Genomic DNA, 15,851 nt, shown 5'->3' with positions numbered 1-15,851 from the left:
TTATTCTTATTATTAACCGCTCGGAACTGCTTAACTGCTTCCAACAGATTTTTGTACTGGCCTTCCGTCCTCAAGCTATGGCTGGCGGTGTGGCTGGTGTAACAGTAAAAACCGCTATGCGTTTTGGCGTGGCTCGTGGCCTGTTTTCCAATGAGGCCGGTATGGGTTCCACTCCTCATGCACATGCACTCGCAAAAGTAAAACACCCACAAGAACAAGGCGTCATTGCAATGATGGGTGTGTTCATCGATACTTTTGTGATTTTAACCTTAACTGCTTTGGTCATTCTGTCCTCCGGTACACTTGCTAGCGGCGAAGAAGGTACCGCTTTAGCGCAACTTGCTTTTAACCAGGCATTTGGGGCTTTCGGCAATATTTTTATCGCCATTTGCATGCTATTTTTTGCCTTTTCTACTATTATTGGCTGGTACTTCTTTGGTCAGGTCAATGTCAAAGCACTCTTAGGAGAAAAAGCAGTTCGTGTATATAGTGTGATCGTTGTTCTTTTCGTTGTAGTAGGTTCTGCATTAAAGGTAGATCTTGTATGGAATCTCTCCGATCTGTTCAATGGTTTGATGGTCATTCCGAACTTGATCGCTCTCCTCGCACTTTCCGGACTGGTGGCACGTATCTCAAAAGAATAACAAACAAAGCGGGATGTCCAAAAGGCATCCCGCTTTGTTTGTTATTTCCAACAATCTGTATGTTCTATGCCAACATCTTTGGAATGAAACACCGGGTCCTTGCCCTGCATTCGCTGATGCTCGTAATCCTCAAGTGTTTTTACCGCTGTATCACTCAAAAAAACAATCGCTACAATATTGATCATTGCCATACATCCCATAAGAATATCTGCTAAATTCCAAACAGTAGAAAAATCCGCTTGTGCTCCTAAAAAAATTGCTCCGAGACAGGTAAAGCGAAATATATTTACAACAATTTTAGAATTTCGAATAAAGCGAATATTGGATTCTGCATAATAATAGTTTCCAATCAAACTAGAAAATGCAAAAAAGAAAATTGCCACCGTAATAAAGTGAATTCCCCACTCTCCCATGCCAGTCTGGAAAGCCGCCTGTACAAAGGGGATACCGTCCAATACACCTTTTCCTCCCTGCACACCAGATACCAATAAAATGACGGCCGTTGTAGAACAAATAACAAGAGTATCAATAAATACACTCAACACCTGCACAAGTCCTTGTTTTGCTGGGTGAGACACCTGCGCCGATGCAGAAGCATTGGGAGCTGACCCCATTCCAGCCTCATTGGAAAATAAACCGCGTTTTATTCCTAGTACCACAGCGCTCCCTGCAAAACCTCCGGCAATAGCATCCACATTAAATGCATTTTTCAAAATCATCATAAATACGGAAGGCAATTGAGAAAAATTCTTTAAAGCCATATAAAAGCCGATTGCAATGTATCCCAGCGCCATTACCGGAACAATTACTGACGTAATGAATCCAATTCGATGCACGCCTCCAAAAATGACCAATGCCGTCAAGCCAGCCAGTATTCCACCTACCACAGCCGGCCAAACAGTATTCGAATAATTCTGGATATAATAAGGCAATGCAGAAGAAATATTGTACGCCTGAAGACCATTAAAGCCGTATGCAAAACATGCAATCAATGTTAAAGAAAATACGACTCCCCATTTGCGGCTGTGGAGCGCCTGCTCAATATAATACGAAGGGCCGCCCCGAAAGGAAGAGCCGTCTTTGACCTTGTAAATCTGCGCTAACGTAGATTCTACAAAAGCAGAAGCTCCGCCAATCACCGCCATTAACCACATCCAAAACACTGCACCTGGCCCTCCGGCCGCCAATGCAGTGGCAATCCCAGCAATATTACCTGTTCCTACGCGAGAAGCTGTAGAAATCATTAATGCCTGAAATGAGGATACGCTTTTTTCTCCCTGTTCATTTTGTGACTTTTCCTTCAAAATCGCCGGCACATCACCAATTCTGCGCAACTGGACAAATCTTGTTCGTACCGTGAAATACACTCCGGCTCCTGCCAAAAGAAAAATCAAAAGATACGTGTACATAAAATCATTGATTGTTCCCAATACTTTATCAATCATTTGGTCACCCCTTTGTCCATATTTTTATCATAGCGAAAACCAAAGGCCCCGTAAATATTTTTTCATTTTTATAGCGCAAACCGTGCCGCCTTTTTGCATACAATAACACAAAAGGAGCTGAATCACTCATGGAAATCATTGTTGTAGGAGGCGGTTGGGCCGGATGCGCAGCCGCATATCAGGCGGCCAAAAGTGGCGCACATGTTAGTTTGTTTGAACGCACGGATATGTTGCTTGGCACCGGACTTGCTGGCGGAATTTTCCGAAACAACGGTCGTTTTACCGCTGCGGAAGAAATGCTTGCTATGGGTGGCGGCGAACTGTTCCGGCTAATGGACCAAAATACCCGTCACAAGAATGTATGTTTCCCCGGCCACCAGCACGCCAGTCTTTACGATATTGCCAAAATGCCCACATCTGTTTTTGAACTTCTTCGCAGCGCCGGAGTAGAGATTCATTTACAGTCCCGCATTGTCAGCGCTATTTTATCCGGTTCACGGCTGCTTGCGGTAAAAACTCCTGCCGGACAGCGTTATGCAGCCGATGCCTTTATCGATACTACCGGAACAGCCGGTCCTACAGTCAATTGTACCAAGTATGGGTCTGGATGTGCTATGTGTGTATTGCGCTGTCCATCTTTTGGCGGAAGACTAAGCCTAACCGCCCTTGCGGGTGTACCTGAATATCGTGCACACCGAGGAGAAAATGCCGGTGCGTTTAGTGGTTCGTGCAAATTGATGAAAGAATCTCTTTCTTTGGAGCTACAGCAAGAGCTAAATGAAAACGGAGTTGCCATTGTACCAATTCCATTGCATCTTCGAGAGGATCATCTATCTCAAAAAGCCTGTCAGCAGTATGCACACGCGGCCTATGCCGAGAACATTGTACTTTTGGATACAGGACACGCCAAAATGATGACGCCTTTTTTTCCCATGGAAAAATTGCATCAGATTCCAGGATTCTCCTGTGCTCGTTACGAAGACCCTTACGCAGGCGGGAAAGGAAATTCTGTTCGCTTTATGGCCATGGCCCCTCGTGACGACGCATTACGAGTACGAGGCATGGAAAATCTCCTTTGCGCAGGAGAAAAAGCGGGGCCTTTGGTAGGACATACCGAGGCCATTGTAACCGGTGTTCTGGCTGGATACAACGCCACTCGTCTTTGTAAGGGGGAAAACCTGTTGACGCTTCCGCGTTCGCTAGCAACCGGCGAAGCCATCACATGGGTCAATCAGCAAACATTCCGCCCCGGTGGAGCAGATAAAAAATATACTTTTTCAGGATCTGTGCTCATGGAACATCTGGAACAAAGGCGCCTTTTAACTATGGATATTGATGCGATTACCTCCCGTACCGAACGCGCCGGAATGCGAAACATTTTTGCTTGAACGCCTTGCCAATATGCTTGCTTCATTGTATAATCCAGATGGAAATTGTAAAACGCCCCGTGAAAATTCACGGGGCGTTTTACGGGTGAAGGAGCGAATTTGCGTTGAAAATGGAAAACGACCTTGGTCGAGATGACATCGGCCGTTTGGTGTGGCGTATTGCCATTCCCAGTATGCTGGCACAATTTGTTAGCGTTCTGTATAGTATTGTTGATCGCATTTACATTGGAAATATTCCCGAGGTAGGAGATGTCGCACTGGCGGGCGTCGGCGTTTGTGGTCCCGTTGTAACATTGGTCGGAAGTGCTGCCTTTCTGATTGGCATTGGCGGTTCACCCTTGATGAGCATCAGCATGGGTGAAAAAAATCTTCGATATGCGGAAAAAATCCTGGCCAATTGTTTTTTGATGTTGTGCGTCCTGTCGGTAGTCTTGATGGCTTTTATTTTCCCTTTTCGAGACGTCATGCTTTTAACTTTCGGAGCCAGCGAAACGACCTATCCCTATGCCATGGCCTATTTCACTATTTACTTGCTTGGCACGCCTTTTGCGCTATTATCTACCGGTATGAACCAGTTCATTATTTGCCAGGGCTTTGCCAAAATCGGTATGATAAGTGTAATGCTCGGAGCGATTCTCAACATCGTCCTTGACCCTATTTTCATTTTTGTGTTCGATATGGGTGTACAGGGCGGAGCTTTGGCCACTGTACTATCCCAGCTCGGAAGTTGCATTTTTGTGTTGTCGTTTCTATTTTCCAAGCGTGTTCCTGTCCGCATCCAATTTGGCGGATACCGTTTCTCTCTGATGCGTCAGGTCTTGAAGATTGGATTTACCCCATTCATTATCATTGCCATTGATAATGTAATGATCATTGCCATGAATGCAGTTCTGCAACATTATGGTGGTCCTGAACAAGGCGATTCGCTTGTAACATGTGCCACCATCGCGCAGAGTTTTATGCTTGTTGTGACTATGCCCTTAGGCGGAATCAGCGGTGGAACGCAAACCATCTTGGGATTCAATTACGGAGCGTGCAATACTCAGCGTGTACGGCAAGCGATTCGACGAATTTCAATTATGTGTATGGGCTATACCGGAATTCTATTTGTCCTGGCCCATCTGGCCGGCCCTCTTTTTGTTCGTTTGTTTACACAGGATGCGAATCTTTCTTCTCTTGCGTACGATGCCATCAAAATCTGCACTTTGGCTATCTTACCTTTAGGGCTTCAATATGAGTTGGTAGACTCTCTCACTGCCATTGGACAAGTTCGCCTTTCTCTGCCGCTTTCCTTCTTCCGCAAGTTCGTGTACTTTGTTGCGTTATTCTTACTTCCCGTATTTTTTGCTCCACAATATGTTTTCTTTGCGGAACCAATTTCTGATATTATTAGTCCGATCGTCTCCTTATTTGTATTCCGCAAAAACATTGGGCTGATTTTACGCAGAAGAGAAGAAGCCGTCCGTCCAGGTCCTTAATAAATAAAACTGAAAGCTCGAACCAAAGGTTTGGGCTTTTATTTTTTGTATTGTGTTGCAGTTTTTTCTTACAGCAGCGTGTAATCCGTCAACGACGCAATGGATTTCCTCTTGTTCCTCAGGCTCTTTTATAGTAAAATAATCATGAGCGAAAAATCCATATTGTGAAACGTTTATCAATCATCTATAAAATAGAAAGGAGCGAAAATCATGGCACAGCATGTTCTCGATGAGGCGCAACGCTGTTTGAACTGCAAAGTTCCACAGTGTCAAAAAGGATGTCCCATTCACACCCCCATTCCGGAAGTGATTCGCCTTTTATTAGATGGCCACTTGGATGATGCCGGTTGGAAACTATTTGAAAACAACCCTTTGACAACTGTTTGCAGTTTGGTATGCAATCACGAAAATCAATGCGAGGGGCATTGCGTTCTCGGGAAGAAAGGGGCTCCTGTCCATTTTTCAACCATTGAAAATTATATTTCCAGCACTTATTCCAGTAAAATGGTGAGAGGTCCTGCTCCTTCCAATGGAATTCGGGTAGCGATCATTGGCTCTGGCCCTGCCGGATTGACCATTGCGGTCATCCTTGCTCGCAAAGGATATCAGGTTACTATCTTTGAAAGCAAGGATAAAATTGGTGGTGTTCTTCGTTATGGAATTCCAGAATTTCGTCTTCCCAAAAGCGTCTTGGATGACTTTGAATATCGACATCTCCGATTAAAAGGAATCAAGGTGCGTCCCAATACTGTCATTGGCGGAGCCATCGGGATCGACGATTTGTTCCGTGATGGATACAAAGCCATTTTCATTGGTACAGGTGTTTGGCAGCCCAACACACTTCATATCAAAGGTGAAACATTGGGGAATGTTCATTTCGGTATCAATTATTTAAACAATCCTGACAGTTATCATCTGGGAGAACGCGTCATTGTCATCGGTGCGGGAAATGCGGCCATGGATGTGGCACGTACCGCATTGCGCAAAGGGGTGCGTTATCTGCAATGTTTTTCCCGCGACGAAGGGGTTGCTGCATCTAAACATGAATTTGAATATGCTGTTTTGGAAGGTGTCGAATTTGTATATAATAAGGCACCGGTCGAAATCAGGGACGAAGGAGTTATCTTCGCCGATGTAGTTAAAAAAGAGGACGGCACGCGCGAAGTTGTCCCCGGTTCGGAACAACTTTATCCTGCTGACAGTGTAATTATCTCTATCAGCCAAGGACCTTTGAATCGTATTGTAAACAGCACCAAAGGAATTGACACGAATTCTCGTGGCCTGATTGAAGCCGATGAAAGCGGACATACCACTCGTCCTGGCATCTTTGCATCCGGAGATGTTGTCAATGGAGCCCGCACTGTGGTCGAGGCTGTAGCACACTCTAAAGCTGTTGCACAGGCAATGGATGAGTATATGCAGTCCTTGCCGAAAGAAGAGTAACGTTGCGTTTGATGCAATTTAAAAGGAAGGTTTTATAATGGTTACAAGACAAGACGCTCTCGCACTGCTCAAAAAGTACAACCAAGAACCCTTTCATCTTCAACATGCCTATACTGTGGAGGCTGTCCTTCGCTGGTTCGCCCAAGAGCTTGGTTATGAGGATGAGGCAGATTTTTGGGCAATCGTGGGGCTTTTGCACGATGTCGATTTTGAACAGTATCCTGATCAACACTGTCAAAAGGCGCCCGAACTTCTCGCAGAAATTGGTGCGGATGAAGCCTGTATTCACGCAATATGCAGCCATGGCTATGGTCTGTGCAGTGAGGTACAACCGGAGCACGAAATGGAAAAGGTCTTATTTGCCTGTGATGAATTGACTGGACTAATCGGTGCCGCTGCACGTATGCGCCCTTCGAAAAGTGTACAAGATATGGAGCTTTCAAGTCTTAAGAAAAAATTCAAGGATAAAAAATTTGCAGCAGGCTGTTCTCGTGACGTGATTCGTCAGGGGGCAGAAATGCTCGGCTGGGATTTGGATATGTTGCTGGACAAAACATTGTGCGCCATGCGCGCTTGTGAGTCTGAAATCGCCCAGCAAATGCAATCTTAAAAGAATAAAAAGCGGCCCGACGGCGTATACCGTCCGGCCGCTTTTTATTTCATCCATTGCATAAAAATATATTCTTAAATCGGTTAGAAGGATTAAAAACTGCCATTTTACCCAACAAACCCCTTATTTGACTGTGCAATACGACGTATGACCCAAGGAATTTCCTATATTACAGAAGAATTTTCTATCGATTTCAAAGAAAAATCCCACTACAATAACAGCAGATGAGAGATGCGAATGCATCCTGAAACGCAAAACTTGTAGGAGGATACTTCCATGAAAAAGAAACTTGCACTTCTTCTTTCCGCCATTATGGCTGTTGGAATGTTCGCAGCTTGCAGCGGCTCTTCCAATAGTCAAAGCACTGCTTCCACTGCGACTGGCAGCACATCGAATTCCGCTACCGCGCAAAACACATCCGATTTGCAAGTCGATGTATTCTATTACGACTTCTCCGATGTGTACATTTCCACAGTCCGTACCGCTATGGACGAGCAACTAAAAGAAATGGGCATCGAACCCAAGAACTGGGACGCTGGCGGTTCTCAGCCCACACAGACCGACCAAGTTAAAACAGCCATTACAGCCGGCTCCGATCTCTTGATCGTAAACATCGTAGAAACCTCCACTTCCGACCCTGCTAAAGACATTGTGGACGCGGCCAAAGCTGCCGACATTCCCGTGATCTTTTTCAACCGTGAGGTTGCTGACAACGATGTAATCAACAGCTATGAAAAATGCGCATTCGTCGGAACCAACGCTCCCGATGCTGGCCATATGCAGGGCGAAATGATCGGTGAGTATTTGCTGGCGAACTACGATACCGTTGATTTGAATGGTGACGGAACAATCTCTTACGTTTTGTTCAAAGGCCAAGAGGGCAACGCTGAGGCAGAAGCTCGCACACAGTATTCCGTCGAAGATGCCAACGCTCTTCTGACAGAGGCTGGAAAACCCGAACTGGCTTACTATGATTCCAAAGCTTCCACCAAATATCTTGTAGACGCAGCAGGCAAATGGTCCGCACAGGCCGCTAACGACTACATGGTTACATTGCTGGGCAACTACAACAAAGACAACAACAACATGGTTGAGCTGATTATCTGCAACAACGACGGCATGGCCGAAGGCGCAATTGCCGCTCTCCAGAATGTCGGTTACAACAACGGCGAAGGCACCACCATCATTCCCGTTTTCGGCGTGGACGCTACCGATTCTGCCAAGGCACTGATCAAAGCCGGCAACATGACCGGTTCTATCAAACAGGACGCAGTTGGCATGGCTTCCACCATCAACACCCTGGTTAAAAATGTACAGGATGGCGCTGAACTGATGGCCAATACCGACCAGTTCACCGTAGACGACGACGTGGCGAAGATTCGTGTTCCCTATCAGATGTACGACGGCACTTCCGACTAAAACAATCTGACATCTGAGATCGCCCCAACACAACCAAACAGCCAAGCGGGGCCGCCATTTTGGGCAGCCCCGCTTAGCCCTGACATGAAGAAGGTTTTCTTCTGGACGCTTTTTGTGTTCAGCAAAGCATTCTTCCTGATTAAGAGAGGAGGAAATATATGGAGCAGCCAGCATTGCTGGAGATGCGCGGCATCTGCAAGAACTTTCCCGGCGTAAAGGCCCTTGATCAAGTAGATCTTACCGTACGGCCTGGAACGGTTCACGCTCTGATGGGTGAAAACGGAGCCGGAAAATCCACATTGATGAAATGCCTTTTCGGCATTTACCATCGAGACGCAGGAACCATTCGTCTTGATGGAAAAGAAGTAAATTTCAAAAATTCTAAAGAAGCCCTGGAAAACGGCGTGGCAATGGTTCATCAGGAATTGAACCAAGCTCTGACCCGCAGCGTCCAAGACAACCTGTGGCTGGGACGTTATCCTAAAATTGCCGGAATCATGGTGGACGAATCCGGCATGGCCAAACGCACCAAAGAAATTTTTGAAACATTGGGCGTCACGGTCAACCCCAAAGCAATTATGTCCACTTTGCCGGTCTCTCAGCGGCAAATGGTTGAAATCGCCAAAGCGGTTTCCTATGACTCGAAAATTATTGTATTTGATGAACCGACATCTTCATTGACCGAAACCGAGGTTGAGCATTTGTTCCGCATCATCAATATGTTGCGTGACAAAGGCTGCGGCATCATCTACATATCTCACAAAATGGAAGAAATCCTGCGCATCAGTGACGATGTGACCATCATGCGTGACGGCCAGTGGGTCGCTACACGCGCCGCCAAAGAACTAACGATGGACGAAATCATCAAGCTGATGGTAGGACGTGAGCTGACCAACCGCTTCCCTCCCAAAACAAACGTTCCGGGAGATGTTATCCTGGATGTTCAGCACATCGCGGGAAAATACACTCGTCTAAAGGACGCTACATTCCAACTGCGGAAAGGTGAAATTCTCGGAATTGCCGGATTAGACGGCTCTGGACGTACGGAAGTACTAGAAAACCTGTTTGGAGCTATGACTCGTGAAGGCGGCTCCATCACACTTCATGGCAAGCAAATTCAAAACCGCTCTCCGCGCGAATCGATTAAAAACGGCTTTGCTCTTTTGACAGAAGAACGTCGCGCTACAGGCATTTTTGGAATTCGCGACATCAAGGAGAACACCGTCATTTCCAGCTTAAAAGATTATCTTGTAGGTGGAGTATTCTTAAGCGACAAAAAGATGCGCAAGGATACAGACTGGGCCATTCAGGCTATGCACATCAAAACTCCAAGTCAGCACACGCAAATCCGCTCTTTGTCTGGCGGCAACCAACAGAAAGTTATTATCGGGCGTTGGCTTTTGACCAAACCTGAAATTTTGCTTTTGGATGAACCTACTCGCGGCATCGATGTTGGTGCAAAATATGAAATTTATCAATTAATCATCGATTTGGCCAAAGAAGAAAAGGGTGTCATCATGGTGTCTTCTGAAATGCCGGAACTGCTGGGTGTATGCGATCGAATCATTGTTATGTCAGGCGGTCAAGTTGCCGGAGAAGTTGACGCAAAGAATACCAGCCAGGAAGAAATCCTTACCTTGGCGGCTAAGTATGTTTAAATGAGGAGGTTATCATCTATGAGTAATGAATCGAAAGCGCTTGCCGCCAAGGCTCAGAAGCTGAGCGGAAAAAAGATCGGCAACGCCCTGCTCAACAATGCATTAATCATTATTATGCTTCTGGTTGCTGTCTATGTTGCTATCACGCAGCCAAGCTTTTTATCTGCCAGTTCTCTGATTAACCTGCTTTCTTTGACTGCTGCATACCTACCGGTAGCACTCGGCATTGCAGGATGTATTGTATTGACAGGTACAGACTTGAGTGCCGGCCGTGCGGTCGGTATTACGGCTTGTATCGCTGCTTCTCTGCTCCAAAAGTCAGATATCGCAAATAAAATGTGGCCTAGCATCGGCGCACTTCCTATTCCTGTCGTGATCATTATCGTCGTTGCCATTGGTGCTTTTATCGGCGCATTCAACGGATTTTTTGTTGCAAAATTCAAACTGCATCCCTTTATCGTAACTTTGGCAACACAACTGATTCTTTATACCATCCTTCTGTTCTATGTGCAGGCAGGTAACAATAACGGCATGGCCATTTCCAGCCTCACGGATGAATATCGTAATTTTGTTGTAGGCAATCCTCCCCTTCTCAACTTTGCCGGCGGAAGCATTCAAATTCCGAACTATGTAATATATGCTATCTTACTTACCGGCTTGATGTGGTTCATTTGGAACAAAACCACTTTTGGCAAAAACATGTTCGCTCTGGGTGCCAATGAAGAAGCCGCTCGGGTTTCCGGCGTTAACGTATTTCTCACCACCATTGCCGTATTTGCCTTGGCTGGCGCCATGTACGGCTGGGCCGGATTTGTTGAGTCCGCCCGTATCGCATCCAATACTGCAAACACCGGCGTAAACTATGAACTTGATGCCATCGCAGCCTGTGTTATCGGCGGCGTATCCTTTGTAGGTGGTATCGGTAAGATCAGCGGCATTGTCATTGGCGTTATCATGCTTCGTCTGATTTTTGTGGCTCTTCCCTTGGTTGGTATGGATCAAAATCTTCAGTACGCAATCAAAGGCGGAATCATTCTCTTTGCCTGCGCATTGGATATGCGTAAATATCTGGTCAAAAAATAAGCCTTTAAAAAATATTTCAAACCGGCCGTTCGCTTTATCGGACGGCCGGTTTTTATAAAACTTATACAGACAGCTATACACAGTACTGTTCTATGTTATAATCATGGTGAGAGGAGGAGTTGACATATGGAAGGTTACCGTGTTCTTCTTGTGGACGACGAGGAAGAACTCCGCGCCGGAATCCGAAGGAAAATCGACTGGGACCGCCTTGGCTTCACTCTTTCCGGAGAAGCGGGTAACGGCGAAGACGCACTTGAACTGGCGGAACAACTAAATCCTGACGTTGTTCTTACGGATATTAAAATGCCTTTTATGGATGGCTTAGAACTTTGCCGTCGACTCAAAGAGCAATTACCGGCCGTTCGGCTAATTGTATTCTCTGGATTCGATGATTTCGAATATGCCCGTCAGGCGATTGGAATGAATGTTTTTGAATATCTTTTAAAACCCATCAATGCGGCTGAACTCTCTCAGGTTTTGGCTCGTCTTAGGGAGGATATGGATGCACACCGTGCAGAACAGCAAAACGTACAAATTTTGCGTCAACGATACGAAGACAGCCTTCCTGTTCTACGTGGGTTATTCTATTCGCGAATTCTTGATGGGCGACTGAAAGAAGGACAAATTGCCGAACGTGCGGCCCGTTATGAGATTTCCCTTTCGGGAAAAAACTGGGTTACCGCCCGGATTCATGTAAGTTCACTGGGCGACGATCCGGATGATTTGATTCTTTTGTCCGTTCAGGGCTTTTGCCAAGAAAATTTTTCACTCGCCGGTTGCGACACTCATTGGCTTTTATACGACGACGATGTGGCACTTTTGGTCTCGTTTCCAGATGATGTGCAAATCTACACGCTGATTCATGAACTGGAGCGCATTCGTGCGATAGCAGAAAAAGTTCTACGTCTGAATCTTACCATTGGCATTGGCGCTCCCGTTGATGCTCTTTCCAATCTTGCCCGCTCTGCCAGAGGAGCGGAGGCAGCGTTGGATTACCGCATGCTTTTAGGAGCTGGACGTACATTTTATATTGGCGATTTGGAACCGCCTCAAACAACGCAACTTATCTTTGGCGAAGCAGATGAACGCGAACTTATAAACGTGGTTAAGCTGGGAACGCCCGAAAAGGTCAGGCAGTTTTTAAACACCATCATTCAGCGAGCTCGTGAAACCACCTTAAGTCAATATCAATGTTTCTTTTTGGAACTTCTCACATGTTTGATTCGACTTGCCCGAACAGCGGATATCTCTCTTGAATCTGTTTTTGGGCCGGGTTTTTCCGGTGCCGTACAACTCACTGATTTCTCCTCGCCCGCAGAGCTAGGGCTTTGGGTCGAACAGCGTTGTCTGCTTTTGCAGGGAGTATTTAATCAACGTCGTACGGATACAACACTTCGTGCGGTAGATAAAGCGCGCACTTTTATTGCAGAGCACTATATGGATGGTGAACTGTCTGTGGAGACATTATGCGATCACCTCCACCTTTCCCCTGCCTACTTTTCTACTCTTTTCAAACGGGAAACCGGAATGAGTTTTATCGCTTACTTAACCAATGTTCGTATGGAAGCTGCCGCCTCGTTGTTACGTGACACAGAAGAAAAAACCTACTTAATTGCGCAGCAAACGGGATATCTGGACCCCAACTATTTCAGCTATGTTTTTAAGCGGCAATATGGAATTAGTCCATCGAAATATCGCACAGAACATCGTCAAGCACTGCAATGAGGAGGAGGATTCCTGTGTTAGTACGCTCTTTGATGGGAAAACTTGCTGGTTCCTACCGAAAAATGAGCATACGACGAATCATTTCATTATCATTTACGGCCGTTGCAGTTGTCGGGATTTTATTCATCGGCTCTTCGCTGGTTCTTCGATATTCAGCCGCTACACAGCAGTTGCAGGCCGATGCCAGCCAGAAGGTTCTCGAACAAGTCAAACAAAGCATTGATAGTCATTTGCGCAGAATGATGCGCGTTTCGGACACTGTATATTACCGAATCGTAAAAAATTCTGACTTGACCTATGGAATTGCATCGGATGGCTTATCGCTGCTTTATGAAGAAAATCGAGACGATTTGGTTTCAATTGCTGTCTTTGATTCTCGAGGTGGGTTGGTGGCTTCCACTCCCCTTTCTAGCTTAAAAGCAAGTGCGCGTGCGAATCGACAACCTTGGTTTTCTTCCGCTTTGGACCAAATTGAAAATATTCATTTTTCTACTCCGCATGTACAAAATCTATTTGAGTCCGCGGACAATCAATACAAATGGGTAGTTTCCATCAGCCGTCAGGTGGAATTGACTCGAAGCGGCACCACAGAGAGCGGCGTTTTATTGGTAGATATGAACTTTTCAGGCATCGAGCAAATCTGTCGAAATGCCCAATTGACTGGAGATGCCTATCTGTACATTGTGGACCGAAACGGAGAGATCATTTATCACCCTCGCCAGCAACTCATTTATGCCAATCTTCTTCAAGAAAACAACTTGGAAGCCTCACAATTGGCAGATGGCGTCCACTGGGAAGAATTTGAAGGAGTCCGCCGGCAAATCTCAGTAAAAACCGTGGGATATACCGGATGGAAGCTGATTGGAGTGGCTCCTGTCAAAGGTTTGCATGCGAGTACGGGCCAACTGATTTTATTTGTTATTTCGGTTTTTCTTTTTTCAATTTTCCTTCTTATTTTTATCAATGCCTGGTTATCGGCATATATTACAGAGCCGATTCTGGAGTTGGACCGTGCTGTCAACGATATTCAGAAACTTGGGCAATTGCCGCCCGTTTCTGACAGCGGCTGCTACGAGGTTCGACGTTTGGAACATTCCATTCGTTCTATGGTCTCGACATTGCGCCACCTAATGGACGATATCATTGCCCAAGAACAGGACAAACGGCGATCAGAATTGGAAGTTCTCCAATCGCAAATCAATCCTCACTTCCTGTACAACACCCTTGATTCTGTTATCTGGTTGACTGAAAGCGGCCGCTACGATGACGCAATTCAAATGGTTACTTCTTTGGGGCGCTTGTTCCGAATTTCTCTGAGCAGAGGCAACAGCATTATTCCTCTTTCCGATGAACTGGAACACGCCAGCCACTATATGACCATTCAGAAAATCCGTTACAAAAACAAATTTTCTTTCGCTATTAGCTCTGACCCAGACACAGAAGGTCTATATTCCTTAAAGCTGATCGTACAACCAATTTTGGAAAATGCAATTTACCACGGTATGGCGGCTGCGGATGACGACGGAGAGATTTCCATTCATGTCTGGCGCAACGGTGACGATTTGTTTATTGATGTACAGGATAATGGTCTTGGTATGCCGCAGGAAGTTGTTGATGGTCTTCTGGATGAACGCAAGCCGCTGCCTCGCAGCAAGGGCTCCGGAATCGGTGTGCGAAATGTACACAGACGGCTTCAGCTAACCTTTGGGGCGGATTATGGACTGGAATTCCACAGTGAGCCCGATGAAGGAACATTAGTAAGAATTCACCTTCCTGTCCTTACAAAAGAACGACTGGCTACTGATACAAAGGAGGCGGAAGTATGAAATCAAAACACCGCCTGTGGCAAATGATTTTACTGGCACTTCTGGGAGCTGCAACAATTTTCAGCCTTGTGATTCCGGAACGCTTTCTGGAGGGGGCCAAACCGCAACGTGTAGAAGTTTCTATTCTCACCCGCCACACAGATAGTATGCTTTGGGCCACGGCTCGGCAAGGAATGGAACAAGCCGCGGAAGATTGCGGCGCTGAACTTCGTTTTTTATCTCTCTCAAAAGATAATGATAGCGAAGGCCAGATTGAACTATTGCAGCGAGAAGCAGAAGTAGGTGTAGATGCGGCTGTTGTCGATCCCGCTGACTGCGAACAAATCTCATCTTTTATCTCTGATGGCTTTCATCTTCCGGTCATCACTTTAGAGTCTTCTGTGGAAAAAGCCGCCGGGAGCGTATATCCTGCCAATGCTCAGGTAGGACAACTTCTAGCAAATCAAATTGCTTATGACTTTCCGCAAGGCGGAAAGGTACTTTTGGTAAACGGTTCTCCTAACGTCAGCGGTACGGTGGAGCGATTGGAAAAGGCCCAAAAGATTTTGGCATCTAACGGTTTTGAGATAATTGTATCTTCCGGATTTCCTTCCGAAAATCAACTGGAAACAGCAGATATCGTTTTGTGCTTTGAAGCCAAGGTACTAGATCTCATTGTTCAACAGACTGTGGAAAATGAGCTTTCTGCTAAAATTTATGGGGCAGGTGTAACGGATTCCGCCGTTGCTCAGTTAGAACGAGGTCAAATCATGGCGCTTGCCGCTTGGAGCGAATATGCCGCAGGATATATGGCTGTCACGCAAGCAGTCGCTGCCGCAAGGAATGAACCTGTTGAGGATTACGAACTTCCAGTTTCTGTTGTTCGGGAAGGAGACACTTATGATTCGAACCATCAAAAGTTACTTTATCCGCTCAATCGCTAGTGTTTGCGTTCTTGCATGTGTTCTGACCCTCGGCGGCTGTACGACTTCTCTTCGAAATGAGCCCCAAACGTTACGTATCGGTGTAGCTGTATATCTTCAGAACGATACATTTATCAATACTTTGGTGCAGGACTTGGAACGTTTTGCTCAAGAACGTGAAAGCAGTGAAAATTTGAAAATCAATTTAAACATTGTTGATGGGCACGGTT

General features: G+C 45.9%; 12 protein-coding genes and 1 pseudogene. 12 read left to right on the top strand and 1 reads right to left on the bottom strand.

All coding sequences use genetic code 11. The features are described from left to right. A partial coding sequence (locus AB5H98_RS09320; RefSeq protein ID WP_367925639.1) for an alanine:cation symporter family protein occupies positions 1 to 644 on the top strand: 644 nt, incomplete at its 5' end. Positions 645 to 685: 41 nt separating this feature from the next. Here AB5H98_RS09320 and AB5H98_RS09315 read toward each other — a convergent pair. Further along, positions 686 to 2,089: an alanine/glycine:cation symporter family protein gene (locus AB5H98_RS09315; RefSeq protein ID WP_367925638.1), complete on the bottom strand. Its 1,404-nt coding sequence runs from the start codon at positions 2,087 to 2,089 to the stop codon at positions 686 to 688. Positions 2,090 to 2,217: 128 nt separating this feature from the next. On the opposite strand from AB5H98_RS09315, the gene AB5H98_RS09310 reads away from it, so the two are divergent. From AB5H98_RS09310 to AB5H98_RS09260, 11 genes and pseudogenes are all read left to right on the top strand, one after another. Next, on the top strand, positions 2,218 to 3,477 hold the full coding sequence (locus AB5H98_RS09310; protein ID WP_367925637.1) for an FAD-dependent oxidoreductase: 1,260 nt from the start codon (positions 2,218 to 2,220) through the stop codon (positions 3,475 to 3,477). Positions 3,478 to 3,587: 110 nt separating this feature from the next. Then, positions 3,588 to 4,955, top strand: coding sequence for an MATE family efflux transporter (locus AB5H98_RS09305; protein WP_367925640.1), 1,368 nt, complete (start codon positions 3,588 to 3,590; stop codon positions 4,953 to 4,955). 210 nt (positions 4,956 to 5,165) lie between these two features. Then, positions 5,166 to 6,398: an NAD(P)-dependent oxidoreductase gene (locus tag AB5H98_RS09300; RefSeq protein WP_367925636.1), complete on the top strand. Its 1,233-nt coding sequence runs from the start codon at positions 5,166 to 5,168 to the stop codon at positions 6,396 to 6,398. A 37-nt stretch (positions 6,399 to 6,435) separates the two neighbouring features. Beyond that, positions 6,436 to 7,008: a hydrolase gene (locus tag AB5H98_RS09295; protein WP_367925635.1), complete on the top strand. Its 573-nt coding sequence runs from the start codon at positions 6,436 to 6,438 to the stop codon at positions 7,006 to 7,008. Between the two features lie 276 nt (positions 7,009 to 7,284). After that, positions 7,285 to 8,427 carry a galactose ABC transporter substrate-binding protein gene (locus tag AB5H98_RS09290; RefSeq protein ID WP_367925634.1) on the top strand — a complete coding sequence of 381 codons (1,143 nt, stop codon included), beginning with the start codon at positions 7,285 to 7,287 and terminating at the stop codon, positions 8,425 to 8,427. A gap of 158 nt (positions 8,428 to 8,585) precedes the next feature. Continuing rightward, positions 8,586 to 10,085, top strand: a complete 1,500-nt coding sequence (locus AB5H98_RS09285) for a sugar ABC transporter ATP-binding protein (protein ID WP_367925633.1) — start codon at positions 8,586 to 8,588, stop codon at positions 10,083 to 10,085. Positions 10,086 to 10,103: 18 nt separating this feature from the next. After that, the gene (locus AB5H98_RS09280; protein WP_367925632.1) at positions 10,104 to 11,168 is read left to right on the top strand and encodes a galactose/methyl galactoside ABC transporter permease MglC; all 1,065 of its coding nucleotides are present in this window, start codon (positions 10,104 to 10,106) and stop codon (positions 11,166 to 11,168) included. 126 nt (positions 11,169 to 11,294) lie between these two features. Next, positions 11,295 to 12,893 carry a response regulator gene (locus tag AB5H98_RS09275; RefSeq protein WP_367925631.1) on the top strand — a complete coding sequence of 533 codons (1,599 nt, stop codon included), beginning with the start codon at positions 11,295 to 11,297 and terminating at the stop codon, positions 12,891 to 12,893. Positions 12,894 to 12,907: 14 nt separating this feature from the next. Continuing rightward, positions 12,908 to 14,719 (top strand): sensor histidine kinase, encoded by a 1,812-nt coding sequence (locus AB5H98_RS09270; protein ID WP_367925630.1) that lies wholly within the window; start codon positions 12,908 to 12,910, stop codon positions 14,717 to 14,719. Next, complete coding sequence (locus AB5H98_RS09265) at positions 14,716 to 15,642, top strand: substrate-binding domain-containing protein (protein ID WP_367925629.1); 927 nt, start codon at positions 14,716 to 14,718, stop codon at positions 15,640 to 15,642. The genes AB5H98_RS09270 and AB5H98_RS09265 overlap by 4 nt, the downstream gene beginning before the upstream one ends. Further along, positions 15,599 to 15,851, top strand: a pseudogene (locus AB5H98_RS09260) (hypothetical protein); the annotation flags it as partial. The gene AB5H98_RS09265 and the pseudogene AB5H98_RS09260, both read left to right, overlap by 44 nt.

This window comes from uncultured Ruthenibacterium sp. (assembly GCF_963558415.1).
GTDB lineage: Bacteria > Bacillota > Clostridia > Oscillospirales > Ruminococcaceae > Ruthenibacterium.
The sequence above is the reverse complement of the archived record's forward strand: the minus strand, read 5'-3'. Positions and strand labels throughout refer to the sequence as shown.

Bases quoted from the DNA above. Each gene is read 5' to 3' on its own strand.
- AB5H98_RS09315 (WP_367925638.1), bottom strand. From the start codon at position 2,089: ATGATTGATAAAGTATTGGGAACAATCAATGATTTTATGTACACGTAT.
- AB5H98_RS09310 (WP_367925637.1), top strand. From the start codon at position 2,218: ATGGAAATCATTGTTGTAGGAGGCGGTTGGGCCGGATGCGCAGCCGCA.
- AB5H98_RS09305 (WP_367925640.1), top strand. From the start codon at position 3,588: ATGGAAAACGACCTTGGTCGAGATGACATCGGCCGTTTGGTGTGGCGT.
- AB5H98_RS09300 (WP_367925636.1), top strand. From the start codon at position 5,166: ATGGCACAGCATGTTCTCGATGAGGCGCAACGCTGTTTGAACTGCAAA.
- AB5H98_RS09295 (WP_367925635.1), top strand. From the start codon at position 6,436: ATGGTTACAAGACAAGACGCTCTCGCACTGCTCAAAAAGTACAACCAA.
- AB5H98_RS09290 (WP_367925634.1), top strand. From the start codon at position 7,285: ATGAAAAAGAAACTTGCACTTCTTCTTTCCGCCATTATGGCTGTTGGA.
- AB5H98_RS09285 (WP_367925633.1), top strand. From the start codon at position 8,586: ATGGAGCAGCCAGCATTGCTGGAGATGCGCGGCATCTGCAAGAACTTT.
- AB5H98_RS09280 (WP_367925632.1), top strand. From the start codon at position 10,104: ATGAGTAATGAATCGAAAGCGCTTGCCGCCAAGGCTCAGAAGCTGAGC.
- AB5H98_RS09275 (WP_367925631.1), top strand. From the start codon at position 11,295: ATGGAAGGTTACCGTGTTCTTCTTGTGGACGACGAGGAAGAACTCCGC.
- AB5H98_RS09265 (WP_367925629.1), top strand. From the start codon at position 14,716: ATGAAATCAAAACACCGCCTGTGGCAAATGATTTTACTGGCACTTCTG.